The 26767-nt window shown below is 41.5% G+C and carries 25 protein-coding genes and 2 pseudogenes; 9 read left to right on the top strand and 18 right to left on the bottom strand.

Annotated features, from left to right (window positions below):
* Positions 1–223 precede the first annotated feature (223 nt).
* On the top strand, positions 224–634 hold the full coding sequence (locus tag E4T79_RS07170; RefSeq protein WP_135029013.1) for an OsmC family protein: 411 nt from the start codon (positions 224–226) through the stop codon (positions 632–634).
* Between the two features lie 632 nt (positions 635–1266).
* Here E4T79_RS07170 and asnS read toward each other — a convergent pair.
* From asnS to E4T79_RS07150, 4 genes and pseudogenes are all read right to left on the bottom strand, one after another.
* Positions 1267–2613, bottom strand: coding sequence for an asparagine--tRNA ligase (gene asnS, locus E4T79_RS07165; protein WP_135029011.1), 1347 nt, complete (start codon positions 2611–2613; stop codon positions 1267–1269).
* Positions 2598–3002: pseudogene (locus E4T79_RS07160) on the bottom strand (VOC family protein). The gene asnS and the pseudogene E4T79_RS07160 overlap by 16 nt, the downstream one beginning before the upstream one ends.
* Positions 3003–3010: 8 nt before the next feature.
* A complete protein-coding gene (locus tag E4T79_RS07155) occupies positions 3011–4192 on the bottom strand; it encodes a pyridoxal phosphate-dependent aminotransferase (RefSeq protein WP_135029009.1) in 1182 nt (393 codons plus the stop codon).
* Complete coding sequence (locus E4T79_RS07150; protein WP_228063816.1) at positions 4189–4686, bottom strand: DUF5590 domain-containing protein; 498 nt, start codon at positions 4684–4686, stop codon at positions 4189–4191. Before E4T79_RS07150 ends, E4T79_RS07155 begins: the two co-directional genes overlap by 4 nt.
* Positions 4687–4835: 149 nt before the next feature.
* Between E4T79_RS07150 and E4T79_RS07145 the strand changes: the two genes are divergently transcribed.
* Complete coding sequence (locus E4T79_RS07145; protein WP_135029007.1) at positions 4836–5279, top strand: MarR family transcriptional regulator; 444 nt, start codon at positions 4836–4838, stop codon at positions 5277–5279.
* A 115-nt stretch (positions 5280–5394) separates the two neighbouring features.
* Positions 5395–5940 carry an NADPH-dependent FMN reductase gene (locus E4T79_RS07140; RefSeq protein ID WP_135029005.1) on the top strand — a complete coding sequence of 182 codons (546 nt, stop codon included), beginning with the start codon at positions 5395–5397 and terminating at the stop codon, positions 5938–5940.
* A gap of 686 nt (positions 5941–6626) precedes the next feature.
* Here the strand turns inward: E4T79_RS07140 and yaaA are convergent.
* Positions 6627–7364 carry a peroxide stress protein YaaA gene (gene yaaA, locus E4T79_RS07135; protein WP_135029023.1) on the bottom strand — a complete coding sequence of 246 codons (738 nt, stop codon included), beginning with the start codon at positions 7362–7364 and terminating at the stop codon, positions 6627–6629.
* A 263-nt stretch (positions 7365–7627) separates the two neighbouring features.
* Here yaaA and E4T79_RS07130 point away from each other — a divergent pair, with 263 nt between their 5' ends.
* From E4T79_RS07130 to E4T79_RS07120, 3 genes are all read left to right on the top strand, one after another.
* Entirely contained in the window at positions 7628–8077 is a 450-nt protein-coding gene (locus E4T79_RS07130) for a DUF1836 domain-containing protein (RefSeq protein ID WP_135029003.1), read from the top strand.
* Positions 8061–8711 (top strand): hemolysin III family protein, encoded by a 651-nt coding sequence (locus E4T79_RS07125; RefSeq protein ID WP_135029001.1) that lies wholly within the window; start codon positions 8061–8063, stop codon positions 8709–8711. The genes E4T79_RS07130 and E4T79_RS07125 overlap by 17 nt, the downstream gene beginning before the upstream one ends.
* Before the next feature lie 390 nt (positions 8712–9101).
* A complete protein-coding gene (locus E4T79_RS07120; RefSeq protein WP_135029021.1) occupies positions 9102–10367 on the top strand; it encodes a PLP-dependent aminotransferase family protein in 1266 nt (421 codons plus the stop codon).
* A 686-nt stretch (positions 10368–11053) separates the two neighbouring features.
* Here the strand turns inward: E4T79_RS07120 and E4T79_RS07115 are convergent.
* The 3 genes from E4T79_RS07115 to E4T79_RS07105 all read right to left on the bottom strand — a co-directional run bounded on the left by E4T79_RS07115 (position 11054) and on the right by E4T79_RS07105 (position 12897).
* The gene (locus tag E4T79_RS07115) at positions 11054–11479 is read right to left on the bottom strand and encodes a GNAT family N-acetyltransferase (RefSeq protein WP_135028999.1); all 426 of its coding nucleotides are present in this window, start codon (positions 11477–11479) and stop codon (positions 11054–11056) included.
* Positions 11480–11501: 22 nt separating this feature from the next.
* Positions 11502–11984, bottom strand: a complete 483-nt coding sequence (locus E4T79_RS07110; protein ID WP_135028997.1) for a rhodanese-like domain-containing protein — start codon at positions 11982–11984, stop codon at positions 11502–11504.
* Between the two features lie 67 nt (positions 11985–12051).
* Positions 12052–12897, bottom strand: a complete 846-nt coding sequence (locus tag E4T79_RS07105) for a DegV family protein (RefSeq protein WP_135028995.1) — start codon at positions 12895–12897, stop codon at positions 12052–12054.
* A 169-nt stretch (positions 12898–13066) separates the two neighbouring features.
* Here E4T79_RS07105 and E4T79_RS11325 point away from each other — a divergent pair.
* A pseudogene (locus E4T79_RS11325) lies at positions 13067–13324 on the top strand (TetR/AcrR family transcriptional regulator); the annotation flags it as partial.
* Between the two features lie 404 nt (positions 13325–13728).
* Here E4T79_RS11325 and proC read toward each other — a convergent pair.
* From proC to E4T79_RS07080, 4 genes are all read right to left on the bottom strand, one after another.
* On the bottom strand, positions 13729–14511 hold the full coding sequence (gene proC, locus E4T79_RS07095) for a pyrroline-5-carboxylate reductase (RefSeq protein WP_135028991.1): 783 nt from the start codon (positions 14509–14511) through the stop codon (positions 13729–13731).
* A 12-nt stretch (positions 14512–14523) separates the two neighbouring features.
* The gene (locus tag E4T79_RS07090; RefSeq protein ID WP_135028989.1) at positions 14524–15762 is read right to left on the bottom strand and encodes a glutamate-5-semialdehyde dehydrogenase; all 1239 of its coding nucleotides are present in this window, start codon (positions 15760–15762) and stop codon (positions 14524–14526) included.
* Between the two features lie 17 nt (positions 15763–15779).
* Positions 15780–16856 (bottom strand): glutamate 5-kinase, encoded by a 1077-nt coding sequence (gene proB, locus E4T79_RS07085; RefSeq protein WP_135028987.1) that lies wholly within the window; start codon positions 16854–16856, stop codon positions 15780–15782.
* Positions 16857–17658: 802 nt separating this feature from the next.
* Complete coding sequence (locus E4T79_RS07080; protein ID WP_135029019.1) at positions 17659–20124, bottom strand: bifunctional DnaQ family exonuclease/ATP-dependent helicase; 2466 nt, start codon at positions 20122–20124, stop codon at positions 17659–17661.
* A 367-nt stretch (positions 20125–20491) separates the two neighbouring features.
* On the opposite strand from E4T79_RS07080, the gene E4T79_RS07075 reads away from it, so the two are divergent.
* Together E4T79_RS07075 and E4T79_RS11065 are read left to right on the top strand one after the other, a co-directional pair.
* Positions 20492–21127 carry an MBL fold metallo-hydrolase gene (locus E4T79_RS07075; RefSeq protein WP_135028985.1) on the top strand — a complete coding sequence of 212 codons (636 nt, stop codon included), beginning with the start codon at positions 20492–20494 and terminating at the stop codon, positions 21125–21127.
* 154 nt (positions 21128–21281) lie between these two features.
* On the top strand, positions 21282–21449 hold the full coding sequence (locus tag E4T79_RS11065; protein ID WP_167752648.1) for a hypothetical protein: 168 nt from the start codon (positions 21282–21284) through the stop codon (positions 21447–21449).
* Positions 21450–21762: 313 nt separating this feature from the next.
* Here the strand turns inward: E4T79_RS11065 and ftsX are convergent, their stop codons facing one another.
* From ftsX to E4T79_RS07045, 6 genes are all read right to left on the bottom strand, one after another.
* Positions 21763–22692 (bottom strand): permease-like cell division protein FtsX, encoded by a 930-nt coding sequence (gene ftsX, locus E4T79_RS07070; RefSeq protein ID WP_167752647.1) that lies wholly within the window; start codon positions 22690–22692, stop codon positions 21763–21765.
* Positions 22685–23377 (bottom strand): cell division ATP-binding protein FtsE, encoded by a 693-nt coding sequence (gene ftsE / locus E4T79_RS07065; RefSeq protein ID WP_135028981.1) that lies wholly within the window; start codon positions 23375–23377, stop codon positions 22685–22687. Before ftsE ends, ftsX begins: the two co-directional genes overlap by 8 nt.
* Positions 23378–23413: 36 nt before the next feature.
* Positions 23414–24509 (bottom strand): peptide chain release factor 2 gene (prfB, locus tag E4T79_RS07060; protein WP_135028979.1). Its coding sequence is split into 2 segments (ribosomal slippage): positions 23414–24436 and positions 24438–24509, totalling 1095 coding nucleotides; the frame shifts between segments, so codons are not numbered across the junction.
* Positions 24510–24542: 33 nt separating this feature from the next.
* Positions 24543–25670: a tRNA epoxyqueuosine(34) reductase QueG gene (gene queG / locus E4T79_RS07055; protein ID WP_135028977.1), complete on the bottom strand. Its 1128-nt coding sequence runs from the start codon at positions 25668–25670 to the stop codon at positions 24543–24545.
* A 38-nt stretch (positions 25671–25708) separates the two neighbouring features.
* A complete protein-coding gene (locus E4T79_RS07050; RefSeq protein ID WP_135028975.1) occupies positions 25709–26206 on the bottom strand; it encodes a VanZ family protein in 498 nt (165 codons plus the stop codon).
* 167 nt (positions 26207–26373) lie between these two features.
* Complete coding sequence (locus tag E4T79_RS07045) at positions 26374–26739, bottom strand: TM2 domain-containing protein (protein ID WP_135028973.1); 366 nt, start codon at positions 26737–26739, stop codon at positions 26374–26376.
* Between the last annotated feature and the right edge of the window lie 28 nt (positions 26740–26767).

Raw genomic sequence — 26767 nt, 5'->3', positions numbered from 1 at the left:
TGGCAGATAAACTGGCCAACTTCATCGCTGTCTGACCACGTAGTGGAAAACGTAGTAAAGCCACTTGTACACCTCAGAAAACCATTGAAATCAAGGACTTTGGATATAATTTCTTTATTATAGCATATTTTAGGAAATAAGAGGCAATTCATTCTTTTCTACTTCTTTTCTCATTTGGTGTTATAATGAACGTAGTAAGTCAATAGCTTAAGAGGAGGATTCTATGCTTTATTCTGTCACTGCTACAAACCAAGAAGGCATCCATGGTAAGGTTGCCCTCTCCAGCAAAAAAGTAGTCCAAACCGCTCATCCCCTAAGTAAAGATGAGGGGCTCAATCCAGAAGAACTAATGGCAACAGCTTGGGCCACTTGCTTGAATGCGACAATTCAAGCCTGCCTAAAAAATCAGGAACAGACTCGCCAGTCACGTGTTGATGTAACCTGCGAATTGCACCGAGAAACTACCATGCTGACAGGCTATTTCTTTCAAGTTAATGCCAGAGCGAGTATAGAAGGACTAGCGCTTGAGGAAGCTGAATCAATTGTAGATCTCGCCCATAGCCGTTGCCCAATTTCCAAACTCATGGTTCACAGTCAAACGCTCTCACTTCAGACAGTCAAATGGGAGTTGTAGATTAAATATAGCCGTTTCGTTTATGTTTAGTACTAGGCAACGAGTCGCAGGTAGTTGAAATAGTTGATAACTATTTCAAGTGACAGATAAGAAAAGTGTAACTTTTCTCAATGGTACAGCAAGACGAGTGAACGAAGTAATAAAAATATAAACGAAATGACTATAAAAAGCACAATTCTTCTGCTTTGAACGGTTAGCTTGTTGACAAATTACTTCCCTAACTTTCTAATTTGCCTGGTTCAGACAAAAAACTGTGTAAAAGCAGTTGAAAGTCTACTTGCTTACATACTTACCTTTAGGTACCAATCTCACTGGTCGCAAGACAAGCTGCTTCGATTGTCTGGTGATAGCTAGTTGGTTCTTCACTACATTTCATTTGTGAGGAATCTAGCTATCCTCGCAGGGGGCTCACGACGAAGTTGCTTGCAACTTCTGTTTTTCATGCGCTTTTTACGCTCTCGTATCTTATGAAATTGAACTCCAGCTAAAAGCTTGGAAAAAAGATGACATTTAATGACTATAACTAGCGCAATGAGCTAATTTCTAACAAAAAAACTCTTGAAAGAACATCAATCAGCTCTTTCAAGAGTTTTATCAATCCTATATGTTCTAGCGCCACAGGCGCTTTTTCATTAGGGTTTAATACGATGCAACATTCGTGGGAATGGAATAGCTTCACGGATATGTTTGGTTCCAGCAACAAAGGTCACCATACGCTCAATACCGATACCAAATCCTGCATGGGGAACCGATCCATATTTACGGAGGTCAAGGTAAAATTCGTACTCTGACTTATCCATTTCAAGGGCCTCCAATTTAGAAACAAGAGCATCGTAATCATCCTCACGAACAGATCCTCCAATGATTTCTCCGTAACCTTCTGGTGCGAGAAGATCGGCACAAAGAACGCGATCTGGGTTACCAGGAACTGGTTTCATGTAGAAAGCCTTGAAACTAGCCGGATAGTTAACAACAAAGGTCGGTACACCGAAGTAGTTTGAAATCCATGTTTCATGAGGAGAACCAAAGTCATCTCCATGCTCCAAATGCTCGTAATCTGTATCTTCATCTGCTTCATGCTCTTGAAGAAGACTAATCGCATCATCATAGGACACACGTTTAAAAGGCTCTGCAATATATTTTTTCAAGAGGTCTGTATCACGTTCCAAAATTTCAAGAGCTTGCGGTGCACGATTTAAAACACCTTGAATTAAAGCCTTAACATAGGCTTCTTGCAAATCAAGCGATTCTTCATGGGACAAAAAAGAATACTCAGCATCCATCATCCAGAACTCGGTCAAGTGACGGCGAGTTTTTGATTTTTCCGCACGAAATACTGGCCCGAAGTCAAAGACACGACCAAGAGCCATAGCTCCTGCTTCCAAATACAACTGACCTGATTGACTCAAATAAGCAGGTGTTCCAAAGTAATCTGTTTCAAAGAGTTCTGTTGAATCTTCTGCTGCATTTCCAGACAAGATTGGACTGTCAAACTTGATGAAGCCATTTTGATCAAAGAATTCATACGTCGCATAAATGATTGCATTGCGAACTTGCATAATAGCCATTTGCTTGCGGGAACGTAACCATAAATGACGGTGGTCCATAAGGAAATCCGTCCCGTGTTCTTTCGGTGTAATTGGGTAATCTTTTGATTCACCTACTACTTCAAGGTCTGTAATATCCAATTCATAACCAAATTTTGAACGCTCATCTGCTTTGACAATCCCTGTCACTAAGACAGATGTTTCCTGACTGAGTTTTTTTACTGTATCAAACTTAGCTGCTCCTTCTTCCTCACCAAAGGTTTCAATAAAATTAGGCTTAAAAGCAACCGCTTGGAAAAAGGCCGTTCCGTCACGGAGTTGTAAGAAAGCTAGTTTTCCCTTACCTGATTTGTTAGCCACCCAGGCTCCAATGGTTACTTTCTCACCAACATGGTCTTTGACATCAATAATCGATACTAAATCTCTAGACATAATTTCTCTTTTCTATTATTTTCATTTTTATGACAGACAATCTCAATAGTATTGCCATCTGGATCAACGATAAAGGCTGCGTAATATCTTTCATGGTAGTGATTACGCTAGCTAGGAGCACCATTATCTGTGCCACCAGCAGCTAGAGCTGCATGATAACGTGCGACAACTTCCTCATGTGTCCGTGCATTAAAAGCGAAGTGGAACGGTTTTGGCTGGTCAACCTCCAGCCGGAAATCTCCGCCAGGGTCGCTTCCCCGAGGTTCACCAAAACTGACTGTCTGCTCATTATCAACCCTCAATTCATAACCGAGAGGTGCTAAGGTATGACGATAAAAAGCTTTTGCAACTTGTAAATCGTTGACACAAATACTAAAGTGGTCGACCATAACATCTTCTAGTTCTTTTCCATGAACGCTTTAATCCGTGCAACAGCTTCTTTGAGGGTATCAAGATCTGTAGCATAGCTAAGACGAACATTTTCTGGCGCACCAAAACCTGCTCCCGTAACTAAAGCAACCCCTGCTTCTTCCAAAATAGTTGTGGTAAAGTCTGTTACATCAGTAAAACCTTTCATTTCCATGGCTTTCTTGACATTTGGGAAGAGGTAGAAAGCGCCTTGCGGCTTGATTACTTCAAATCCCGGTACTTGAGCAAGCAGAGGATAAATGGTATTGAGACGCTCTTCAAAGGCTTGACGCATGCTCTCCACTGTGTCTTGCTCACCGCTTAAGGCTTCAACCGCCGCATATTGAGCCACGGCTGTTGGATTAGATGTCGTCTGCCCAGCAACTTTACCCATAGCAGCGATAATCGTTGCATCACCAACTGCATAGCCTATCCTCCAACCAGTCATAGCATAGGTTTTAGATACACCATTGATGACTACCGTCTGCTTGCGAATGGCCTCAGACAGACTGGAAATCGGTGTAAAAGTATGGCCATTATAGACCAGACGTCCATAAATATCATCTGCCAAAATCAGAATATCATGCTCAACAGCCCAATTTCCGATTGCCAAAAGCTCGTCCCTACTATAAATCATACCCGTCGGATTAGACGGTGAATTGAGAACCAACACCTTTGTCTTATCTGTTCGATTCGCTTCTAATTGCTCCACTGTTACCTTGAAATCATTTGCTTCTGTTGCTTGAACAAAGATTGGAGCACCTCCCGCCATTTTGATTTGGTCTGCATAGCTCACCCAGTACGGAGTGGGAATAAGTACCTCATCAAGTGGATCAATCACACTCATAAAAAAAGTATAGAGCGAAAATTTTGCCCCTGCTGCCACTGTCACTTGATTCGGTGCAACAGCATATCCGTAATATGTTTCAAAATAGTGGCTAATGGCTGCTTTTAATTCTGGCAAGCCACTTGTAACTGTGTAAAAGCTAGCACGACCATCTTTAATCGAGCGAATCGCTGCTTCTTGGATATTTTCTGGCGTGGTAAAGTCAGGCTCCCCCAGAGTCAGAGATAAAATATCCCTACCGGCTTCTTTTAACTCCTTTGCACGCGCCCCCGCAGCCAAGGTAACACTTTCTTCCATTTCAAGCACTCGTTGTGATAACTTCATATTCCCTCCTTACTCAGCAATGCTCCATCTTCAAAAGCAATGGTATAGTAGGTCTGTCCTGACTTGACTTCCCAAATCGGCTGATTATTAAAGTAACCAAAGGTCACTTTATCAATCTCACTAGCTCCATTTTCTGCAGCAATGGTTTCAGCCTCTTCTTGAGAGATACCGTCTGTAGCTTTGAAGACGAGAATATTCGAAGATGCTTCTGGTATCAAGACCAAGAGAGCTTCATCTGCCTGGTTTTTTCCAGCTACACTATAATAGCTTTTCTCCCCATTGTAGCGAGTTATCCTGGAGATAGAGGATATTCCCGCATACTGAATCGCAACCTGCTCGGCTTGTTGCTGCCCCTGCAAAAAAGGATGCGCAGACACTTCTAATATATATAAGATAGAAAAAACAATAACAGATACTAAAACAAACACCCCAATGAGGGATTGCTTGCCAAACGTCATACTGGATTTACTGGTACGGTTTCTCATTTTTGCCATAATAGAATTATTATACTATAGATTAGCTCAGAATGCCATTTTTTCTAACAATTTGTCTGAATTTTTTCAACAATCCTGTCCCCATATTTGCTGATATTTCCAAAGCTTTTCTTCTTGCAGTTCTGCCTAATTATTGCTACACTATTCCTATGAAAGAAAATGTAAAAAAAGCCTTAGAAAACAATCAAGAAGCCCTGCATAGTCTAGTGATTCTCCACCGAGCTTCTAATACTATCTACAAGCAGGAAATTGAAATCATAAAAAAATACAATCTGACCATGGGACAATTTGGAGTATTAGAAGCTCTCTATAACAAGGGAAATCTACGGATTCAGGAATTGATTGAAAAGCTACTCAGCACATCTGGTAATATGACGGTAGTTATCAGAAACATGATTCGAGACGGCTATATCATCCGCATTTCAGATCCGAATGATAAACGTGCCTGCCTCATTAGCTTAACTGATTTAGGAAAGGAAACGATTGAAGCCATTCTTCCTGAACACTATGAGAATATTGGACGAATTTTTGCCATTCTCAGCCTTGAAGAACAAGAAATATTAAATACTATGTTAAAAAAATTCAAAATATAGTGTAAAAATATTGCTAATTAGTGATAATTTTGTTATGATAGTTTCATCGCTTTCATAAGAGCCTATTCTTATGTCGCTCTGAAAGCATATCAGTTTTATAAAGGAGACTATACCCATGGTAAACGTATTATTTTTAGTTGGTTCACTTCGTGACGGTTCATTCAGCCATCAAATGGCGAAAGAAGCTGAAAAGCTTCTTAAAGGAAAAGCAAACGTGACTTATTTGGACTACAGCCAAGTGCCTGTCTTTAATCAAGACCTTGAAACGCCTGTCCTTCCTGCTATTACAGCAGCACGCGAAGCTGTTAAGCAAGCTGATGCTATCTGGATTTTCTCACCCGTTTACAACTACGGCATCCCCGGTCCAGTAAAAAATATTCTTGACTGGCTTAGCCGTGCCCTTGACTTGTCAAATCCAAAAGGACCGTCTATCCTACAAGATAAATTGATTACCGTATCTGCTGTTGCAAATGGGGGACATGAGCCACTCTTTGCTGCCTACAAGGCTCTTCTTCCATTTATCCGTACACAGATTGTAGGAGAATTTACAGGGTCGCCTATCAATCCAGAAGCATGGGGAACTGGACAATTAATCCTTTCAGAAGAAACACTTTCACAACTAGAACAACAAGCTAACGATCTTCTTGAGGCGATTCAATAAAGAGAAAAAGTTGAGACAAATGAAGCTCTCCCAACCTTTAACAATATAGACGGATTGATATATCAATCACCAAAGAGCAAGACTCATCCACTGGATGAGTCTTGTCTGTTCCTAGAAAAATAGGGGACCATCAGTTGTTGACAAAGCCTAACAATCAACAGTTAGGAAAGCAAGATTTTGAAATCACGATTGAGGTCCCTCCCTTTTGCCTTCAAAACCATAGATATAGTCTTTTCGTACTAGGCAAGGAGCTGTAGGCTGTACTGGAGTACGGCAAAGCGAGTGAACGAAGGAATAAAAGATAAACGAAAGGACTATAATCCTTTAAAATAGGGCTTAAAGACAATATTGAAGAAGCACTTATAAACAGGCTGAGTTCAGCTTATTTATAAGTGCTTTTCGTTGGAATAAATCAGAATAGGAGTAAAGAACTTTATCAAAAATAGATTTTTTCTTTATAATCTTTTCGTATCCATTTGGTACTAAGCAAGAAGCCGTAGGTATAACTGAAGTGCATACTGGAGGAGAGCTTGGCTATCCTTGTCCCCAACCTTTTACAATGCTCGATTTGATAGTGATTGCTATAGAGTACCAGTAAGATGAATGACGGGCGTAATAAAGACCGTACTTTCTCTATCGAAACCCATCTTTACAACTCATCTCCTCCTCACTTATCAATACAGGTGCTAAGATACGCCGTGCTTTCGAACAAAAATCAATTTATCCTCTTCTGACCTATCCGCCCAGTAAGCAAAGCCATCAAAGGTCAGCTGTCGAATTTCATCAAGAGTCTGAATATTCTTCTCTGCCATAAGAGATACGAGACGTCCCCTCCCTTTCTTGGAAATGGTCGAATGAATCTTCAGCTGTCCCTCTTTATCCTCCATAAAAATAATCTGCACCATGCGCTTTTGAATAGCTGGTGAAAAGACTTGTTCAAATTCAGAGGAGGCAAGAGAAATAATCAAATCCTCTTCAACTAGCTGCTCATCATACTGGCTTCGCCAAAATTGCTTGAGCGATTGTCCCTCTACCCTGAGCTGCCCTTGAAAATCCAAACGATGCGGAGAAATCAAGGTGAAAGGCGTAATCAAGCCATAAAATCCTGTCGCAATCAAGACATGCTGGGTGAGATAATCCTGCTCTGCTTGACTCAAATCCCTACGTTTCATGTAGCGATACATTAGACCGTCATAGAGGAGTAAAGCTGGATAGAGCTTGGCTTGCTGGTGAACCATTCGATGCCAACGATCAGCCTCCAATTCTGCCTTGTCTTCCCTTAATTTGTAAAAAGCTGCTAGTTCTGGCACCGACCACCGCCGCAACACCTCTAAAATAGCCCTACTCTTTTCAGACAGAGGAACAAAGGGATGATTTTCTAAATTCGTATTTAATTCTTTTGCATTAGGAAGTAAGATTTTCATACCTTGATTATACCACATCTTCCCCATTTTATGTTATGCGTCAAACCTATGAAAGTAGCATTTCTCACTATTTATAGTCCTTTCGTTTATCTTTTATTCCTTCGTTCACTCGCTTTACCATACTCTAGTACAGCCTGTAGCTCCTTGCCTAGTACGAAAAGCAAACGAAAAGACTATACCTCTTACTACTTACCCTTTTCTTGCTTTTTTGTTAATAAGATGATATTATCTAGTTATGATAACTAGATAACAAGGAGTAGATAATGAATTCTTTACCAAACTGGCAACAATTACCTGATTTAGAACTGTACCTAGACCAAGTCCTGCTCTATGTCAACCAACAAACCAATCCCTTTTTAGCAGACCGAGAAAAACTGCTGACATCTTCCATGGTCAACAACTATGTTAAGCATGGCTACATCCCAAAACCAAATAGAAAAAAATACAATCGCACGCATCTTGCTCATCTCATCATTCTAAGTATCTGTAAGCCAATTTTTCCCATTGCAGCTATTCAAGAAATCATTGAGGCCCTAGAAGAAAAACATGAGGTTGCTATTCTCTACAATGCCTTTGTTAACTGTTTTGCCGGAGTTGAACTAGCAGAACAACCACTCATCTTACAAAAGGCCTGCCAGACTATTCAGTCTTATCACGAAACACTTGCACTTATTCCAGAACTGAAAGGAGAAATCCATGAACCAAAGTTTTAAACTATCTCTACCCCTCTCATTTGGTGAAGAGGTAGGCAATGCTGTCACCCACGCTGTCAGTGCCTTTGCAACGCTGATACTGCTTCCTTTTTCAGCTATTTATAGCTACGAACAGACTGGTTTGCTTCAATCGGTTGGGGTATCAATCTTCATCATCAGCCTTTTTCTCATGTTCCTCTCTTCAACCATTTACCACTCCATGGCTTACGGTTCGACCCACAAATACATCTTGCGAATCATCGACCATAGTATGATTTACATTGCAATTGCTGGTAGCTACACACCCGTTCTGCTAACCCTCATGCCTAACTGGCATGGCTATCTCGTATTAACTATCCAATGGACAACAACGATTTTAGGTATTCTCTATAAAATCTTCACACCGACAATCAACAATCGCTTCAGTCTTGCTCTCTATCTCATAATGGGCTGGTTTGTCGTCCTTATCCTACCGTCAGTCATTAGCCAAACAGGACCTGCTTTCTGGTTTCTCATGTTGGCAGGAGGAATTGCCTATAGTGTAGGGGCAATCTTCTATGCTAAGAAAAAACCTTATTTCCATATGATTTGGCACTTATTCATTATACTAGCCAGCTTCTTACAATATTTGGCCATTGTTTTCTACATGACCTAATGCGCAGTATCCATAAACAAACAAGTTTTACAACGGCTTCGTTTCTTTTTACACAGCTTGTAGTCTGTATGCAATTCATTTGCTTTTTATTTGCATTGAGTACTAGCTCCCCTTACGGAGCTCCCGATACAGTGTCCCTGCTCTATCTAGAAAACAAGGAACATTAACATTCAGCAAGCATACATTCACGTTATAGTCTTTTCGTTTACTTTTAGTACTAGGCAAGGAGCTGCAGGCTATACTGGAGTACGGCAAAGTGGGTGAACGAAGTCATAAAAGATAAACGAAATGACTATAAAACATGTTCGTATCTTTGTTTATCCTGGGCAGTATCAGACTTGTCTATCAGCTCAAAAGGCGCTATACTATTTTGGAGGGGGGAGAGATATGATCAGTAAATACCAACAGATTATTCAAGATATTGTCACAGGCATTGAAGAACACCGTTTCAAACGGGGAGAAAAACTGCCCTCTATTCGCAAATTTAGTGAGCACTATCACTGTAGCAAGGATACCGTTCAAAAGGCTATGCTAGAATTGAAATATCAGAATCGGATCTATGCAGTAGAAAAAAGTGGCTACTATATCCTAGAAGATCAAGATTTTCAAGATAAAACTGTCTCACTCAATCCTGAAGACTTCTTGCAACTCCCATACGAGGATTTTAGAACCTGCGTTCATGAAAGCCTGATTGGTCGGGAAAATTATCTCTTTAATTATTATCATCAACAAGAAGGATTGGAGGAATTGATTGCCTCACTCCACCAACTACTCATGGATTACCATGTGTATTGTCAAAAAGATCAGCTGGTTATTACAGCTGGAAGCCAACAGGCTCTCTATATTCTAAACCAGATGCAGATAGCTGCTGGCAAAGAGGAGGTCTTGATCGAAGAGCCAACCTACTATCGGATGAAACATTTGTTGGATCAACAAGCACTCCCCTACCAAACCGTTGAACGAACTCTGGATGGGGTTGATGTGACCCAAATCGAGCACATCTTCCAAAGAGGGAAGATTAAATATTTCTATACCATTCCTCGCCTCCATAATCCCTTGGGAACAACTTACACTAGTAAGACCCAACAAATCATTCTCCAACTGGCTGAAAAATACGATGTCTATGTGATTGAAGATGATTATCTAGCAGATTTTGACAGTGCAAAGACCCTGCCACTTCATTATCTAGATAACCACGACCGTGTCATCTATATCAAGTCCTTTACACCGACCCTCTTTCCCGCTCTGCGCTTGGGAGGCGTTGTCCTGCCTCACTCCTTACGTGAAAGCTTCTTACAACATAAAAACTTGATTGATTACGATACCAATCTCATCATGCAAAAAGCCTTGTCACTCTATATCGACAATGGCATGTTTAGACGCAATACACGCCACCTCCACCAACAAAAAGAGAAACAAGCAGCAGCAATGAGAAAGAGCCTATCCCACTATCAACTTCCCTATCCCTACCACCTCTCCCACGAACAACTAACCATTCAACTTCCCAAAAATAAAATAACCGCTCACCTAAAGCATAGTATAGCAAGTGGAAGCATCATCCCAGGACTATCCTACGACTACTTCCAACTCCCCTATAGCAAATCATTCGAGAACGAATTGCAAGCTATCAGTGAAATATTCAAAAAGCTCAGCTAGGAGGAAATCCCTAGCTGAGCTTTTGTCACCTTATAGTCTTTTCGTTTACTTTTAGTATAGCCGTTTCGTTTATTTTTAGTACTAGGCAACGAGTTGCAGGTAGTACTGGAGTACAGCAAGACGAATTAACGAAGGAATAAAAATATAAACTACATGACTATTACTAGGCAAGGAGCTGCAGGCTGTACTGGAATAAACGAAAGAACTATAAAACATGAGTAGCGCCTTCTTATTCCCAGGAGGCTGGACAAAAAGTTCGCATCACTATCTCAGTGAAGTGCTTGATTGCGTCAACGACTAATCATACCATTGAAAGTTGGAAATGAAGCACTGCTTCTTTTTGTTTCAAGGGAATAAGCTAAAAACTCCATTAGAGCTGTTCACTCCTATTTGTTCACTTTTTAAACTCAAAATCTGGATTAATCAACTCTGCATGTGGGAGCGAAACAGTCTATTCCCAGAATGTTTCAGCCCCGAACCTAGAATGTAAGAAGTTAGGAAAGGCCGAAACTCTTTTTCTACCTATCGCATTCTTTCCCGCTCCCGTTTCCACTTCAAAAAATAATCTGTAATAGAGTAGAGGGGCGTTTCTTACATACGCAATTACACCTTTTCTAACATCCATGACCCACACTGCAGCAATAATGTGCCTCTCTTTTTTAGTGGACCTACTATATGACTAGCTTTTATTCCCTACGCATAAACAGATAGCCATTTTCAATGTTATCAGAAAGATGAAAGCCTTGTTTCATCCAAAATCTTTGAGCTTCTATGTTCTGGACATGAACGGGGAGTGAAATACGGGTTGCTTGGTATTTTTCTTGTAAATAGTGAATAGATAGTGCCGCAGCCTGTGTCCCATAACCCAGACCTTGAAAGGCATCGTCAATTAAAAAGTTAATAATTTGTGGATTTTCCCTCCCTACATACATAGACACAAAGCCGATAGGCTGGTCTGTATGATAAATCGCAAATACTTCCATGCAATCTCTATAGAGCCAAGCTTCTGCTAACGAATATAAGACAGAGTCTACAAACTCCTCCTCGACGTTCACTACCAAACGGATACAAGCTTCAAAATTTTCTTCATCAATGGTTCTTAATGCAATCATTCTTTCTTCCAACATTTACTATTTACCACCATTCATTTAGGACCGCACCGATTGCCTTGACCTGATCCAGACTGCCCAAATCATAGACATATTGAAACCCCTCATCACGCAAGAGTGTCGCAGCCTGGGCAGATGAACGACTGTCTGAACTATAGAGATAAATGGGGACCTCGTGAACCAAGGCAGGAAACTCCTGCCGGCCTAATGTCGCTAAAGGATAATGTTCTGCGACCTCTACATGACCAAGCTGGTATTCAATAAAAGAACGAACATCATAGCATTTAGCCCCATTTTTTACAGCCGCAACCACCTGCTCAAAACGAATCTGGTAGGTCTGCGAATCTTTACTCGCTTCTAACCACTTGATATCCCTATTCGCACGATTAACTAGCTGCTGGCCTGGTGTTCTTTTCACCTCCTGTTTGGTAGCTGTTCCCACTTCCTGATGAGCCAGCAAACCAAGCACACTGGCAAAACCTAGTAGGATAATACTCTTTTTCTTCATTCATTTCCACTCCGATAACCTACAAAAAGGCAATCAAGCAAAGTTGAATAGCCCCTTTTGTTTATTATTAAATTTCATACCCCATGAGAAGACCATTTTCTTCTGCATAAAAACTACAGAGGCCAGATGTTGGCAGGGCTTCAATCAAAGCATCGGGATACATATTGCGCACCAATTCAGAGAATTGCTGACAGAATTTATCATTATTCCGGTGAGCAATCACGATCCGTCCACCCTTGTAACCTGCCTTAAGAATTTCTTCAAAAGCTGTTGTGACAGATTTCTTATGACCGCGCGCTTTTTGTAGTAACTCAAGCTTGCCTTCATTACTTGCTTCACCAACCATACGGATATTGAGAAGTCCAACGACTGCTCCAACCAACTTGCTCAAACGCCCATTTTTAACTAGATTATTCACCTTGGCAAGGACAAAAAGCAACTTGGTCTTCTTTTGATAGTCAGTAATAGCAGATACTACTTCATCATAATCCAAACCTGAAGCAATCAAGCGGTTAATTTCTCCAACTAGCAAATCCATCTCTCCACCAGCAGAAAGGGTATCAACCAAGTGAATATTGACATCTGGATGTTCTTCTAAAAATATCTCTTTCGCAACGCGAGCACTGTTATAACTGCCAGACAAGGAACCCGTCAACGTCAATACAATCACATTTTCAGCGCCCTCATAAGCTGCTTCATAGGCCTGTGGGCTAGGACAAGCTGAGCCGGCCGCATCTGATGAAGCATACATAACTTCCATCATCTGGTCAATATCAAGGGAGGCATCATCCAAAAAGATTTCCTCCCCAATGCGTACTGTTAACGGAACGATTTCAAATAGTGTAGCAGGTGCGATATTTACTAGTTCTTTGTAGTCACATCCTGAATCTGTGACAATTTTCCATTTAGCCATAAAGGTATTTCCATTCTATTTAAGTAATAAGGCTAAGATTTTTATTTGACAAGCAAACTATCTTGCTTTACAATTATATCATGAAACCAGACGAAGTGAAAGCATTTTCTTTCGGCTGTCACATCCCGGACGCAAGAAGAACTCGACTTCATTTTGGGAAAGGAAAGCTATGAAAAAACGGACAATTTCTCCTAAATCGTTAAAAAATTTATCCCAATCCAATAAAGAAATCAATCAACTAACTCGTGAATCCATTGAAACAGCTCTGCTTTTTTTATTGGAAAAAAAGGATATGCGTCAAATCTCTATTTCTGAATTAGTCAGAAAAGCAGGGGTTTCCCGCAACGCTTTTTACCGAAATTATAAATCAAAAGAAGAAATTTTAGAATTAGCTTATGAAAGAACTTCGCACAATCTTATGGACAAGTGGCGTCAACTCCAAAAGAAAGTCCACGAGGATGGGATTCAGCAAAGTTTTTCAGAATTTATCCAGCAGCAAAAAGACAAGGTTGAAGATAGTAAAACCTTGTCAAACATTAGCCAGTGGATTAAAGACAAGACCAATCAGTTGAACAACAGATAAAACAAATCAGCAGGAAAAGAACCCCTGCTGATTTGTTTATAGCTAAGTATATACTATTTCTGATTTTGTCTTATATAGCCTCTTAGTTTACTTTTAGTACTAGGCAAGGAGCTGCAGGCTGTACTAGAGTACGGCAAAGCGAGTGAACGAAGTAACAAAAGATAAACGAAATGACTATAAAGCAAGTAACCACTGCGTCAACATCATTCGGTTCATAAAGTGAGAAAGCTGGGACTGTTTGTCCAGCTTCATTTCCCCAACTGCTTTGTTCGTTTGATGGCTGCCTTGATAGCAGACATAATAGCATAGCGAAAGCCCTCTTTTTCAAGCTTGACGACACCCGCAATAGTTGAACCAGCTGGTGATGTGACTTCTTGCCGTAACTGAGCTGGGTGTTTGTCGCTGTCTAAGACCATTTGGGCAGAGCCCAGTAAGGTCTGAGCGGCTAAGTACTTGGCATCGTCAGCAGTCAATCCCTGTGCCACTCCTGCATCCATCATGGCTTCAATCCATTGATAGACAAAGGCCGGACCACAGCCTGCAAGAGCTGTTGCAGCATCAATCAACCTTTCTTCTACCCACCTAATCTGTCCTGATTTAGATAGGAGCTGCTCGGTCAAAGCGACTAACTTAGGATTAACTAGAGTACAAGTTGTCATTCCTTGACCAATCGCAACGGGAGTATTAGGCATGATCCGTACGATTTGACTAGCTGGTAGATGCTGAGCCAACTGCTCTAGGCTAATACCTGCTGCCATGGAAATCCAGATTGCAGAAGGATTTGCCGTAATAGCCTCTGCCATACTTTCAAGAAAGGGAAAGACCTGATACGGTTTGATTCCTAAAAAGATCACATCTGCTTGCTCAATAATGACCGTATTTGCAAGAATACGTCCACCAGTTTTTGCCTGCACCTCGTCTGCTTGAGCTTGATTGTGATTGCTGAGAAGCACTTCTACTCCTTTTGTCTTCGAAACGGAAAAAGCGATAGCCGATCCCATATTTCCTAGACCGATAAAGCCAACTTTCATCAGTATTCCCTCCTAACGCACCTGCCCAGTACCTGTAATGATATATTTGTAGGTAGTCATTTCGCGCAAGCCCATCGGACCACGGGCATGCATTTTTTGTGTAGAAATGCCTAATTCACAACCTAAACCAAATTCACCCCCATCTGTAAAGCGGGTAGAAGCATTGACATAAACAGCCGCAGAATCAACTATTTGCGTAAAATAGGCCGCAGTGTCTGCATCTTCAGTTACGATTGCTTCGCTATGCCCAGTTGAATATGCCGCAATATGAGCGGTAGCTGCGTTCACATCAGCAACTACTTTCACAGCTAGGATATAGTCCAAAAATTCTGTATGAAAATCATCTTTGCCTGCTGATTGGGCTTGATGCAAATAAGCAAGTGCCCCCTCATCTGCCCGCAATTCTACCTGACCTGCCAATCGCTCTTCTAGCATAGGCAAAAATTGGGCTGCGATATCCTGATGAACGAGTAATACTTCCGCAGAATTACAGACGGATGGGCGACTGGTTTTGGCATTGACCACAATCGTAAGCGCCTTTGCCAAATCTGCAGCTTGATCCACATAGACATGACAAATCCCTGTCCCCGTTTCAATGACAGGTACTGTTGCCTGCTCAACCACTGCTTGAATCAACCCTGCTCCTCCTCGTGGTACTAACAGGTCAATCTTGCCTTTAGCAGTCATCAGTTCCTGCGCTGAAGCTCGACTTGTATCCTGTACCAATTCGATTACTTCTGGTGCTATTCCTACTTCAACCAGCCCTGCTTTTAAGGCGGTAACAATGGCTTGATTAGAATGAATGGCTTCCTTTCCTCCACGCAAAATAACTGCGTTTCCGCTCTTAATAGCAAGTGCCGCTGCATCTGAGGTCACATTCGGTCTGCTTTCATAAATCATTCCGATTAGACCAAAAGGAATAGACTTTTTCTGAATCTGAAGACCGTTGACTGCTTGGTAGTCATTGAGAATAAGACCGACAGGATCTGGCAGAGCAATCAAGGAGCGAATCCCGTCTGCCATAGACTTCACCCGTTCTTCTGTCAAGAGTAAGCGATCCTGCATCACAGGGGCAATCGTTCCTTGAGCCTGTTCCATATCACGAGCATTGGCTACTAAAATCTGTTCACAACTTGCTTCTAACTGCTCTGCCATCGCAGCCAATGCTGCATTTTTTTGCACGGTAGTTGCCAAATTGATGGCAGCTTTGTGCGCCAGGAGGCTGTCTACTAAATCCCTGGTTGCTATCATAACTTCTATCGTCCTTTCTATAAGCTGACCCAATCATTTCGATGGATAAAGATTCCTTCTGCTTTTTCGGTGGCTAATTTCTGCCCCAATTCCTCTGAAGAAAGCTTGACCCGACCTTTTCCAATAATACGGTGTTCTTCCTGACTATAGACCGATACAATATCTCCTGCTTGGAAAGTCCCCTCCAACTCCCTAATGCCTGCAACCAACAAGCTCCGTCCATGGCTGAGCATGGCTTCAGCTGCTCCTTTATCAATCTCCACAGAGGCCTCTGTCCTAGCGTAAAAAGCCATCCATTGCTTACGCTGATTCATAGCCTGTCTATCTGCTAGAAAAAGAGTCCCTTTATTACTCTGGGTAACTGCTTGTAGGAGAGCCGTATCCTCTTTTGAAGAACAAATAAAGACTGGAACCCCTGATTTAGTAGCAATCTGGGCTGCCTGTAATTTAGTAGTCATGCCGCCCGTTCCATTGGATGAACCTGCTCCTGCTGCCATGGTAAATAGGTCTTCACTCATCTCAGCAATTTCTGCCAGATGTTCTGCAGTAGAGTCTGTATTGGGATTAGCAGTATAAAGACCATCCACATCTGTCAATAATACCAACAAATCAGCTTTCAAGAGCGATGCAACTTGAGCAGATAAGGTATCATTATCTCCAACCTTGATTTCTTCAATGGCAATGGTGTCGTTTTCGTTGATAATGGGAATGGCATGTTGATGCAATAAGACCTGCAAGGCTTGAGAAGCATTCTGATAACGCCTAGCATCTGCAAAATCCTCTTGAGTTAGAAGAATCTGGGCTGACACAATCCCAGCTTTCATCAAATTCTGCGTATATTCCTCAATCAATAATCCCTGGCCAACCGCCGCACTAGCCTGCTTTTCAGCAATCTTAGTCGGCCGTTTATCAAAGCCCAAACGACGAAAACCTGCTGCGATAGAACCTGAGGTCACCAACACCAACTGGTAGCCCTGCTGATGAAGTTGAGCCAGTTGTTGGGTAATGCGAGCAATCTTAATCCTATCCAAACTACCATTTTCCTGCGTAAGAGAGCTTGTACCTACCTTAAATACAATTAGCTTATCTTTCATCAAATCTTCCCATTTCCTAACTAGATAAGGAAAAGTATAGCATATTTCTTATATTTTGACCATTGATTTTGCCCTCTGTTCAGGACAAACACATGAAGAAAATGAGGCTAGGCAAAAAGTCCTAGCTTTCTCACTTTATGAACCGAATGACGTTGACGCAGTTTAATAGCTATCATGCCCTTGAATGTTGGAAACGAACTGCTGCTCCTTTTTGCTTTAAGGGAACAAGCTAAAAAGCTCCACCGGAGCTTTTGATAGTCTTTTAGTTTGCTTTTAGTTTGCTTTTAGTATAGCCGTTTCGTTTATTTTTAGTACTAGGCAAGGAGTCGCAGGTAGTACTGGAGTACAGCAAGACGAGGTAACGAAGTAATAAAAATATAAACGAAATGACTATACTAGGAAACAAGCTGCAGGTATAACTAGAATACGGCAAAGTGAGTGAACAAAGTAATAAAAGATAAATGAAACGACTATACTCATATTTGTTCGTGTTTCACACTCCACATCTGACCTCTAGAACTGCTGCGAACTCGTTGGCTTCAGTTCCAACCTCCAACACAGTCACTACTCTGACTGTTGGAGCTATGCGGGGGGGGGAGTGAAGCGGTCTGGGGATAGACCGTTTCAGCCCGAGGCTAGCATGCAGGAAATAAGGTAAAAACCAAACGCTTTCTTATATCTTTTGAGTTCTTTCCCACTCCCATTTTTAACACTATCTTCCTAGCATTTACAGTTCAACGTAGCCAATCCCATGTTCAAGACTATGAGGTCATATTTTCCTAAAAGAAATCAAGGACTAGCTTTAGTTTTCTTTGAAAAATTGCTCTATTTCCTCTATCACACACGTTGACTTAACTTGCCCTAGCTGATATTCTGTCTCTAAAAAATGCTTAATCTGCTGGCCATACTGCATATCGTTCAACCGATTATCTAGTAAAAGAACACAGGACTTTTGGTTCATTGAGCGACTACTCCGTCCGATAGCTTGCTTTAATTTCAACATCATCATTGGTAGATGATAGTCGTAAAAGGGATTTTTCTTCTCTGCTTTCAGACGTCGATTTACCTTATGGACAAAACGGTCATTAGGATTTTCAAATGGCAGTCGAGGAATCAACTGAATCATTTGGGTCTGACTAGCAAAATCTACTCCCTCCCAAAAAGCTCCTGTCCCTAATAAAATCGGTACTTCTCCTTTATCAAATCGGCGTTTAAGCGACATCTCAAGACCATGACGATGCTGGGCTAAGTGAGGAATCCCAGCTTTCTCCAAGATTTGTGACAGTTCCAAAAGCACATTAATCGAAGTTAGTAAGACCAGAATTGGTCTATCAAGAACGAGTAAGTCCTGAATCTGCTGGCCAATAAATACTGCATGCTCTTCCTTTTTTAAGGTTAGTAAATGAGGTAACTGACTGGGGATTATAACCATTTGATGACCCAACTGCTGACTAGGAAGTCTATCAAAGGTCACCTCCTCAAAGCCCAGCAAATCTGCTACATTCACCTTTTTACTAACCTCAAGGGTAGCACTGATACAGCATATTTTAGGATTTGGCAAAAGACTTGCTACATCCAACATCTCTTCCTGACTGGTCCTTAAGAAACTTAAGCGCTTCTCATCAATATAGCGTTCCTCCAGCCAAAAATCTCGCTTCTGACTGAGGAGATAGAGCCAATCTTCAAGCTCGCTATCCCCCAACTCTTCCAGATTTTGCCTGAGGGCTTGAAAGTCTTCTGTTATCAATTCCCGCCTGCCGGTCGCTCGAAATTGTTCCAATAGATGTGTCAATTCAAAGATACAGGCCTCTAGTAATCGCCTCTCAAGGAGATGCGTAGACTTATCTAGCTTACTTTGCAGCAAGGCCAAACAATCTGAAATCGATAATTCTTGACTGGCATATTCTTCTGCTGAGAGAACCAATTTTTGTGCTTCATCAATGATTAGGAGACGATTCTGCATCCAGACATCTTTTTCTATATGCTCCAAAAAGTAGGCATGGTTGGTCAGAGTGATGTGACTTAGCCGAGCAGTTTCCTGTGTCCGCCTCCAAAAATCCCACTCTCCAAACAGGGAGTGCTCAGACACATGAGCATCATGTTGTAATTCATCAAAATATCCTTGATAACGCTGCTTCTGCTTGAGTTCATCCATATCCCCTGTTGCGGTTTCACAAAGCCAGACCAAAAGGTGCATTTTGTAGCGGTTCACGAGCCTATTATCATCTTTCCGCTCCAGGGTTCGCCAAAAGGTATCCAACTTGAGATAGTGGCGCGGAGACTTAATTGAAGCTAGGGATAGATGAAAGACTTCTGATAACCTCCTACCTTCATTTTCCATAATCTGCTGTTGTAAAATCTTAGTTGGAACCACTACAAGAACAGGCTGACTGCTATGAACGAGCGCTGGAAGCAAATAACCATAGGTCTTGCCGATTCCTGCTTGTGCCTGAATAAAGTGCACACGTACATCCTCCTCCTGCAAACGCTCTTCTATCATGTGGGCAAATGCCTGCTGTTGTGGACGCTCATCAAGTCCTAAGAAAGCTAGGTTGGTCGCAAAATCATCCGATAGATGATCAGCATTTTTTTCTACAGCTGGTCTCTTTAAACAAATCCCATTGACTGAAACTAGGTCTTCGGGCAAATAGTCTGATAGAGTAGGATATATCTCATCAATAACTATGCGGGATTCGTAAAGCAAATGATCTGCAAATTCGAGAATATGCCCAACGGTCTGCTTAGGCAATCGCTGGATTTTGTCTTGAATTTTCAACAGTAGCCTTGCAGTTGCAGTCGCATCTGAAATGGCAGTATGGGCCTGCTCCAAGTCAAGTTCCAACTCCTTGGAGAGATTGCTCAAACTGTACTTATCCAAGGTTGGAAAAAATAACTGTGCCAACTCTACCGTATCAACCCGTGGCGTGTACAAGTCATAGCCTTCAAAAAAGAGAGCCTCAGCCAGTAAATTGGCATCAAAAGAGACATTGTGAGCCACAAAAATCGTGCCCTCTAATAAATCATAAATCACTTTTGCTACCTGACTAAAATCAGGTGCTATTGCTAGTTGCTGGTCGGTAATCCCTGTCAATTCGCGGATATGGTAGTCCAATTTTTCATAGGGATTGATGTCTGTTGCATAGGTTTCGACAATCTGCCCTGCTTCCACAATGACTATCCCAATCTGGATGATCTTAGCATAACTACTACTGTTAGTCGCTTCCAGGTCCACAACAGCATACCGATTTGCTTGTTTTTTCTCTGTCATAACAGTAAAATTATACCATATTTCCCCTAAAATCTGCATTCATAGCACAATACTTCCATTCCAGACTGCTTTTTAAACTACTCATTGTTTGCTTTTTCAATACAATCTACATTCTTTCAAAAAACACCTCCTAAATCGACAGCCCCACTCATGCTCCAGGCTCTAAAAGTATCATTTTTTAGTCCTTTCTGATAAGAAAAAACAGACAAATATCTCATTTTTTGCTAGACTAGAAAGACATCATAGTCATTTCGTTTATCTTTTATTACTTCCTTAACTCGCTTTGCCGTACTCTAGTACACCCTGCAGCTCCTTGCCTAGTACTAAAAGTAAACTAAAAGACTATAACTACTCAAGGAGACATTTGATGAAACTGCACAAAACTGTGAACCCTGTTGCCCATGAAAATACCTACTATTTAGAAAATACGTCACACATCATCGTAGTAGATCCTGGAAGTGACTGGGAAGCTATTCGGCAAATGATTGAAAGGCTCGGAAAGCCAATAGCTGCTATTCTCTTGACCCACACGCACTACGATCACATTATGAGTTTAGACTTGGTACGGGATCATTTTGGTGCGCCACCTGTCTACGTGGCTGCCAGTGAAGCAAGCTGGCTTTACACACCTGAAATGAATCTCTCTGGTCTAGCCCGCCATGATGATATGGACAATATCGTCTGTCGACCTGCGGAGCAAATCTTCCAGTACGATAAAGAGTACCATATAGATGGCTTTATTTTTTCCGTGGTAGAAACACCAGGGCATTCAATCGGTGGCGTTTCTTTCATCTTCAAAGAGCAAGAACTGGTCATTACAGGAGATGCCCTATTCAGAGAAGCCATTGGCCGTACGGATCTACCGACTAGTAATTTTGAACATCTGCTAACAAGTATCCAGACCCAGCTCTTCACCCTACCTAGTCATTATCAGGTCTATCCTGGACACGGAGCCTCTACTACCATTTCCCACGAAAAAGCCTTTAATCCATTTTTTAGCTAGTAACGAACAGACATTTATTTTGCAATTTTTTATAACTCTTACCTCCTTTATCTTTTTATAGCCATTTCGTTTATTTTTAGTACTAGGCAAGGAGTCGCAGGTAGTACTGGAGTACAGCAAGACGAGTGAACGAAGCAATAAAAATATAAACGAAATGACTATATTAAAAAAAGAGTTGGATTATCAGCAAAAAGGGGGGGTGCTTTTACACCAACTTTATAACATGCTTGGGGACAATAAAAAGGGAGTGGGGAAAGAACTCAAACCACATAAGAAAGCGTTCGGTTTTTACCTTATTTCCTGCATGCTAGGTTCGGGCTGAAAAGGTCTATTCCCAGACCGTTTCAGCACACCCCCACATAGCTCCAACAGTCAGAGTAGTGACTGTTGGAAGTTGGAACTGAAGCAAATTCGTTCGCATCAGTCATAGAGGTCAGATGTGGAGTGGGAAACACGAACAAATATGAGTAAAAAACTCCAGTGGAGCTTTTGAGCCTGTTCCCTTAAAACAAAAAGGTGCAGCAGTTCATTTCCAACCGTCAACGGCATGATAGCTATTAACCTGCATCAACGTCATTCGGTTCATAAAGTGAGAAAGCTGGGACATAAGTCCCAGCCTCTTTTATATATATAGCTTAAATCCTTAAAAATCGTCTCATTGAAATCACAGACCCCAAGGCACCAATCACAATTCCTACTACAAATAGACTAGCAATCATAGCCGGGACAAAGACGTTCATCCGAATCAAGGAAAGATTTTGTGATGATAGGGAAGCATTGACAGATGTATAGAGCATCTGATAAGCAAAGTAGACCAATGCAGACGGTACAATCGCACCTAGCAAACCGACCCAAGCTCCTTCAAGCAAGAATGGTCCGCGGATATAGCTGTTTTTCGCCCCTACTAAACGCATGATTTGAATTTCACGACTACGCGAGATAATCGTAATCCGAATGGTATTAGAAATCAAGAAAACCGCTGTAAAGAGCAAGAGTCCTGTTGCTGCAAATCCCCATGTTTTGACAAGGTTATTCAGCTTGAAAATTCGCTCTGTTTCAACTTCACCATCCCGAACTTCTGTCACACCATCGATTTTAGCAATCTCTTTTCCAACAGTCTTGACATATTGAGGTTCTGTTGTTTCAATGATGTAAGCATCATAAAGTGGGTTTGCATCTCCTTTAAAAAGGTTCCAGGTCTCGCCTAAGGTGGCTGTCAAATGTTCCAACTGCTCTTCTTTACTGGAATAATCAACACTTTTAACATTCTCCAAAGCAAGAATCTGTTTATAGATGGACTGATAGTCAGGATTTTCAACCGTCTGCCCTTGATCATTGACAATCATTGGCGCATTATCTGTCGAATTCGCACGCAAGTAGACATTGATTCGAACATTATTGGTCAAGTCAGCTGTCAGCTTGGTTGCATTTAAAATCACAGAAGCGAAAATACCAACCAAAGTCAAGGTAATCGTCACGGATGAGATGGCTGCAATCGTCATCCAGCCATTTCGTTTAAGGCTCTTTAAAGACTCAATAAAATGTCTAAGAAATCGTCTAATCATCGTATCCATATTCTCCTTCTACTTCATCACGCACCACTCGACCGTCTTCGATTGCGATAACACGATGGCGAAGTGTATTTACGATTTGACTATTATGGGTTGCCATTAAAATCGTGGTTCCTTGGAGGTTAATCCGCTCTAAAAGACTCATAATTTCCCATGAATTTTCAGGATCTAAATTTCCTGTTGGCTCATCAGCAATCAAGACTTTTGGATTATTAACAATAGCACGAGCAATAGCAATCCGCTGTTGCTCACCACCTGAGAGTTCATTGGGAAAGGAGCGAATCTTATGCTTCAAGCCAACCAAATCCAAGACTTCCATGACACGCTTTTTGATATGACGCGGTTTTTCACCAATCACTTCCATCGCGTAGGCAATGTTTTCAAAAACAGTCTTCTTCGGAAGCAATTTATAATCTTGGAAGACAACCCCGACACTACGGCGCAACATTGGAACATCTTTTTTCTTGATTTTTTCAAGATCAAAGGCTCCAAGCTTGAGCGAACCTTTGTCCAACTTTTCTTCACGATACAAGAGCTTGATAAAGGTTGATTTCCCAGCACCAGAAGGTCCTACAATATAGGCAAATTCCCCTGGTTCGACATTTACGGACACACCTCTTAATGCTGTTGTTCCGTTTCCATATTTTTTGGAAACGTCTTTCATTTCAATAATTCCCATAAGGTATTCTGTCTATGACAGTCCTTTCTTTTTATTTTAGCTAATACGCCATTTGAGATAGGCATCGATAAATCCTTCAATATCCCCATCCATGACCTTGTCCACCTGAGCGACTTCGTAGCCTGTACGGTGATCCTTGACCATGGTATAAGGGGTAAAGACGTAGGAACGAATCTGACTGCCCCAAGTAATTTCTTTTTTATCTCCTTTGAGCGAATCGACCTCAGCTGCTTTTTTCTCTTGCTCCAACTGGTAGAGTTTTGCTTGCAACAATTTCATAGCCCGCTCCCTATTCCCATACTGGGTCCGGTCAACGGTCGATTGGGTGACAATTCCTGTTGGAATGTGGGTCAAACGAACCCCTGTTGACACCTTATTGACGTTCTGTCCACCAGCACCACCACTGCGGAAAGTATCCATTTTGATTTCATCATCGCGGATATCAATCTCAATTGTATCATCCAATTCTGGCATGACTTCAACTGACGTAAAGGAGGTATGGCGACGTTTTGCTGAATCAAATGGTGAAATGCGCACCAAACGATGCACTCCCATTTCCGACTTGAATAAGCCGTAGGCATTCGGACCTGTAAAACTCAAAGTAACAGACTTAATCCCTGCCTCATCTCCAGCTTGATAGTCTAGTGTTTCCACCTTAAATCCTTTAGCATTTCCAAATCGCGTATACATGCGTAAGAGCATCTCACCCCAGTCTTGTGCCTCTGTTCCACCCGATCCTGGGTGAATTTCCAAAATGGCATTGTTGCTATCGTAAGGCTCTGATAAAAGAAGGGTCAACTCGTAGCTGGTCATCAGTTTGTCCAACTCTAGTAACTTTTCTTCCAGCTCATCTTTGACGGAATCATCTTCTGCTAGAAATTCCATGAGAATTTCTGTTTCATCTAACAACTCCAGCATCTGATGAAAGTTCTGATAGGTTGCCTTTAATTCATTTAGCTCCTGCGATGTTTTTTGAGCAGCCAAATTGTCATTCCAAAAGTCTGGTTCAGTCATCTTATTTTCTAAGATGGCGATTTCTTCTTCCAAACCCTCTAAGTCAAAGAGACCCCCTGAACGAGTTCAATTTGGTTTCTAGCTCTTCTATTTTTTGACGAATTTCTGCTATATCCATAGGTACCTCATTTTCTGTATTCTTTTTATTATATCATAGTTGTAGCTTTTTGGCGAATGATAGAAAGGCATCACGCTCTACTATTACATCTGGATGATCACTCTGTATATTTTCGATGAAAACAATCAATTCCTCATTGGGCTCTTTCACGAGCTGACTAAGCGCCCAGATAGCTGTTGCCATATGAATGGGATTTTGCTTCTTATCAATGATTTCCAAAAGTTTGGGAATGCTAGAGCGATCATTGGCATTGGCAAGGGCGATAATGGCATTTCTTTGAAGAATATTTTTCCCACGCCAACTTCCTGCGATCATGCCAAATTTCTCCTTGAATTGCCCATTTGAAAGATCTAAAAATGGAATCAGCTCAGGCTCCGCCAAATCTGGGTCAATGTCCACAACCGGCGGGCTATCAACTCCTTTATTATAAGGACAGCAAATCTGGCAGATATCACACCCATAAATGACCGTCTTTATTTTCTTACGAAACTCAAGATCCATCATCCCCTTATCCTGAGTCTGAAACGATAGACAACGCCTCGCATTCATGGTTCCGTCTCCAAGCAAGCAAGAGGTCGGACAAGCCGTGATACAACGGTTACAATCACCACAATCATAGTCGACTGGCTGATCAGGCTCTATCTCTAAATTTGTAATCAATTCGCCTAGAAACATATAGGAGCCAAATTCTTTTGAGATGACAAGTCCATTTTTTCCGATAAAGCCGATACCCGCCCGCCTTGCGACTGCTGTATCGACCAAGGCACCTGTATCAACCATGCCCTTGTACTCAAAATCAGCTGTCATCTCTTCAATACCACGCGCTAAGCGTTCTAGCTTATCCTGCAAGATGTAATGATAATCAAGCCCCCACGAGTTGGGTGTCATCTTCCCTCGTTTATACTGGCTTTTCTGAGGTTTTTGTGGTAGTCTCCGCGGATAGGCAATCGCAATGGAGATAATCGTCTTAGCAGAAGCAAGACTCAACTTTGGCCTGATGCGTTCCTCAATATTTTTATGTTCAAAGCCGGATGTTCGTCCTTCTTCAACTGCGGCTCGTAGAGATTTCTCCAAGTAAGCAAAATCAGCTGCTGTCGTAAAGCCAATCTTTGAAATCCCAATTTCCTTTGACAATGCGATGATTTGTTCTTTTAAGTTCATTTCTTTTATTGTAACAAAAATAGGAAAGTTTGCAATATCTAAATGAGTAAAAGTAGACCCGCTACGATAATTGTCAATAGGAGGGCTATTTTATTAACCCGCTCGTAGGCTTTTTCATACCAGATACTGGTCAGAATATACATGATATTGATACCGATTGCACCACCCAAGCCATTAGCCAGGACATCGGTAATGTCTGCAACACCGATTCCAAAGATATATTGCACCGCTTCATAGGCAACACTAACTGCTAACATCAAGGCTAAATTCTTAACCCAGGTCGCCTTTTTATCGAGCACCTCCATATAAATCCCAAAAGGAATGAAACAAAGAACATTTAGACCGATTTCTTTATAATCCATTATTCCATTATAAACAGCTGTCCCTGCAAAGGGAATCAAATTGATGCTGCGTCCCATTGAGTTATAATAAGCCATCTGGAGGGTGGAGAACACATCCAACTTAAACAGGATAATCCATGTCAGAAATGAGAAATAAATTCCAAATAAAAAAATCGTCATTTTACGAGATTGCATCCTATTCCCTCCCTTACAAGCATTTTACCATTATAACAAAAAATTTCCTCGAATACGTTACGCCTTGATGACAAATTTCCTCGCGTGTTACAGATTATTTACAGGGGTTATGGCCAGTATACGATGAACACACCAAAAAGGAGAAACGCTTGTTCCTCCTGCTGTCTTTATGTTGACTTAACGGCTGTTTCCGCCGCTATTAAAGCCATGTTAATTTTCTCAAGGTTGGCACGTTTGGTTGCTCCCATGATTAAGAACCAGTCAACCAACTGCCAGATTCCAAATGTCAGCCATGACAAGACTAATTTTGCCACGCCCAGTCCAATTTGACCGATATAAAACCGATCTGCACCTAAAAAACCTAGTAAAATTGAAAAAATCAAGGCAGTCGTTGGATTTTTTAACTCTGTCGCAAGGATATACGAACTCTGAGACTCATCCAAAGCCTCCAGACGTTGACGTAAGATAGGAATAGCTTCTGCTGGGAAATTGCTAGCATTGGCCGCAATGTAAGAATCAGAAAATGTTGACATAGAATCTCCTCTTCCAAAAATAGTTTGT

This window comes from Streptococcus sp. LYSM12, assembly GCF_004569635.1.
Classification (GTDB): domain Bacteria; phylum Bacillota; class Bacilli; order Lactobacillales; family Streptococcaceae; genus Streptococcus.
This window is presented reverse-complemented; position numbering and strand designations above follow the sequence as displayed.

Excerpts from the sequence above, each read along its gene's own strand:
- E4T79_RS07170 (WP_135029013.1), top strand. The coding sequence starts at position 224 with ATGCTTTATTCTGTCACTGCTACAAACCAAGAAGGCATCCATGGTAAG.
- asnS (WP_135029011.1), bottom strand. The coding sequence starts at position 2,613 with ATGTCTAGAGATTTAGTATCGATTATTGATGTCAAAGACCATGTTGGT.
- E4T79_RS07155 (WP_135029009.1), bottom strand. The coding sequence starts at position 4,192 with ATGAAGTTATCACAACGAGTGCTTGAAATGGAAGAAAGTGTTACCTTG.
- E4T79_RS07150 (WP_228063816.1), bottom strand. The coding sequence starts at position 4,686 with ATGGCAAAAATGAGAAACCGTACCAGTAAATCCAGTATGACGTTTGGC.
- E4T79_RS07145 (WP_135029007.1), top strand. The coding sequence starts at position 4,836 with ATGAAAGAAAATGTAAAAAAAGCCTTAGAAAACAATCAAGAAGCCCTG.
- E4T79_RS07140 (WP_135029005.1), top strand. The coding sequence starts at position 5,395 with ATGGTAAACGTATTATTTTTAGTTGGTTCACTTCGTGACGGTTCATTC.
- yaaA (WP_135029023.1), bottom strand. The coding sequence starts at position 7,364 with ATGAAAATCTTACTTCCTAATGCAAAAGAATTAAATACGAATTTAGAA.
- E4T79_RS07130 (WP_135029003.1), top strand. The coding sequence starts at position 7,628 with ATGAATTCTTTACCAAACTGGCAACAATTACCTGATTTAGAACTGTAC.
- E4T79_RS07125 (WP_135029001.1), top strand. The coding sequence starts at position 8,061 with ATGAACCAAAGTTTTAAACTATCTCTACCCCTCTCATTTGGTGAAGAG.
- E4T79_RS07115 (WP_135028999.1), bottom strand. The coding sequence starts at position 11,479 with ATGATTGCATTAAGAACCATTGATGAAGAAAATTTTGAAGCTTGTATC.
- E4T79_RS07110 (WP_135028997.1), bottom strand. The coding sequence starts at position 11,984 with ATGAAGAAAAAGAGTATTATCCTACTAGGTTTTGCCAGTGTGCTTGGT.
- E4T79_RS07105 (WP_135028995.1), bottom strand. The coding sequence starts at position 12,897 with ATGGCTAAATGGAAAATTGTCACAGATTCAGGATGTGACTACAAAGAA.
- proC (WP_135028991.1), bottom strand. The coding sequence starts at position 14,511 with ATGAAAGTTGGCTTTATCGGTCTAGGAAATATGGGATCGGCTATCGCT.
- E4T79_RS07090 (WP_135028989.1), bottom strand. The coding sequence starts at position 15,762 with ATGATAGCAACCAGGGATTTAGTAGACAGCCTCCTGGCGCACAAAGCT.
- proB (WP_135028987.1), bottom strand. The coding sequence starts at position 16,856 with ATGAAAGATAAGCTAATTGTATTTAAGGTAGGTACAAGCTCTCTTACG.
- E4T79_RS07080 (WP_135029019.1), bottom strand. The coding sequence starts at position 20,124 with ATGACAGAGAAAAAACAAGCAAATCGGTATGCTGTTGTGGACCTGGAA.
- E4T79_RS07075 (WP_135028985.1), top strand. The coding sequence starts at position 20,492 with ATGAAACTGCACAAAACTGTGAACCCTGTTGCCCATGAAAATACCTAC.
- E4T79_RS11065 (WP_167752648.1), top strand. The coding sequence starts at position 21,282 with ATGACTATATTAAAAAAAGAGTTGGATTATCAGCAAAAAGGGGGGGTG.
- ftsX (WP_167752647.1), bottom strand. The coding sequence starts at position 22,692 with ATGATTAGACGATTTCTTAGACATTTTATTGAGTCTTTAAAGAGCCTT.
- ftsE (WP_135028981.1), bottom strand. The coding sequence starts at position 23,377 with ATGGGAATTATTGAAATGAAAGACGTTTCCAAAAAATATGGAAACGGA.
- queG (WP_135028977.1), bottom strand. The coding sequence starts at position 25,670 with ATGAACTTAAAAGAACAAATCATCGCATTGTCAAAGGAAATTGGGATT.
- E4T79_RS07050 (WP_135028975.1), bottom strand. The coding sequence starts at position 26,206 with ATGCAATCTCGTAAAATGACGATTTTTTTATTTGGAATTTATTTCTCA.
- E4T79_RS07045 (WP_135028973.1), bottom strand. The coding sequence starts at position 26,739 with ATGTCAACATTTTCTGATTCTTACATTGCGGCCAATGCTAGCAATTTC.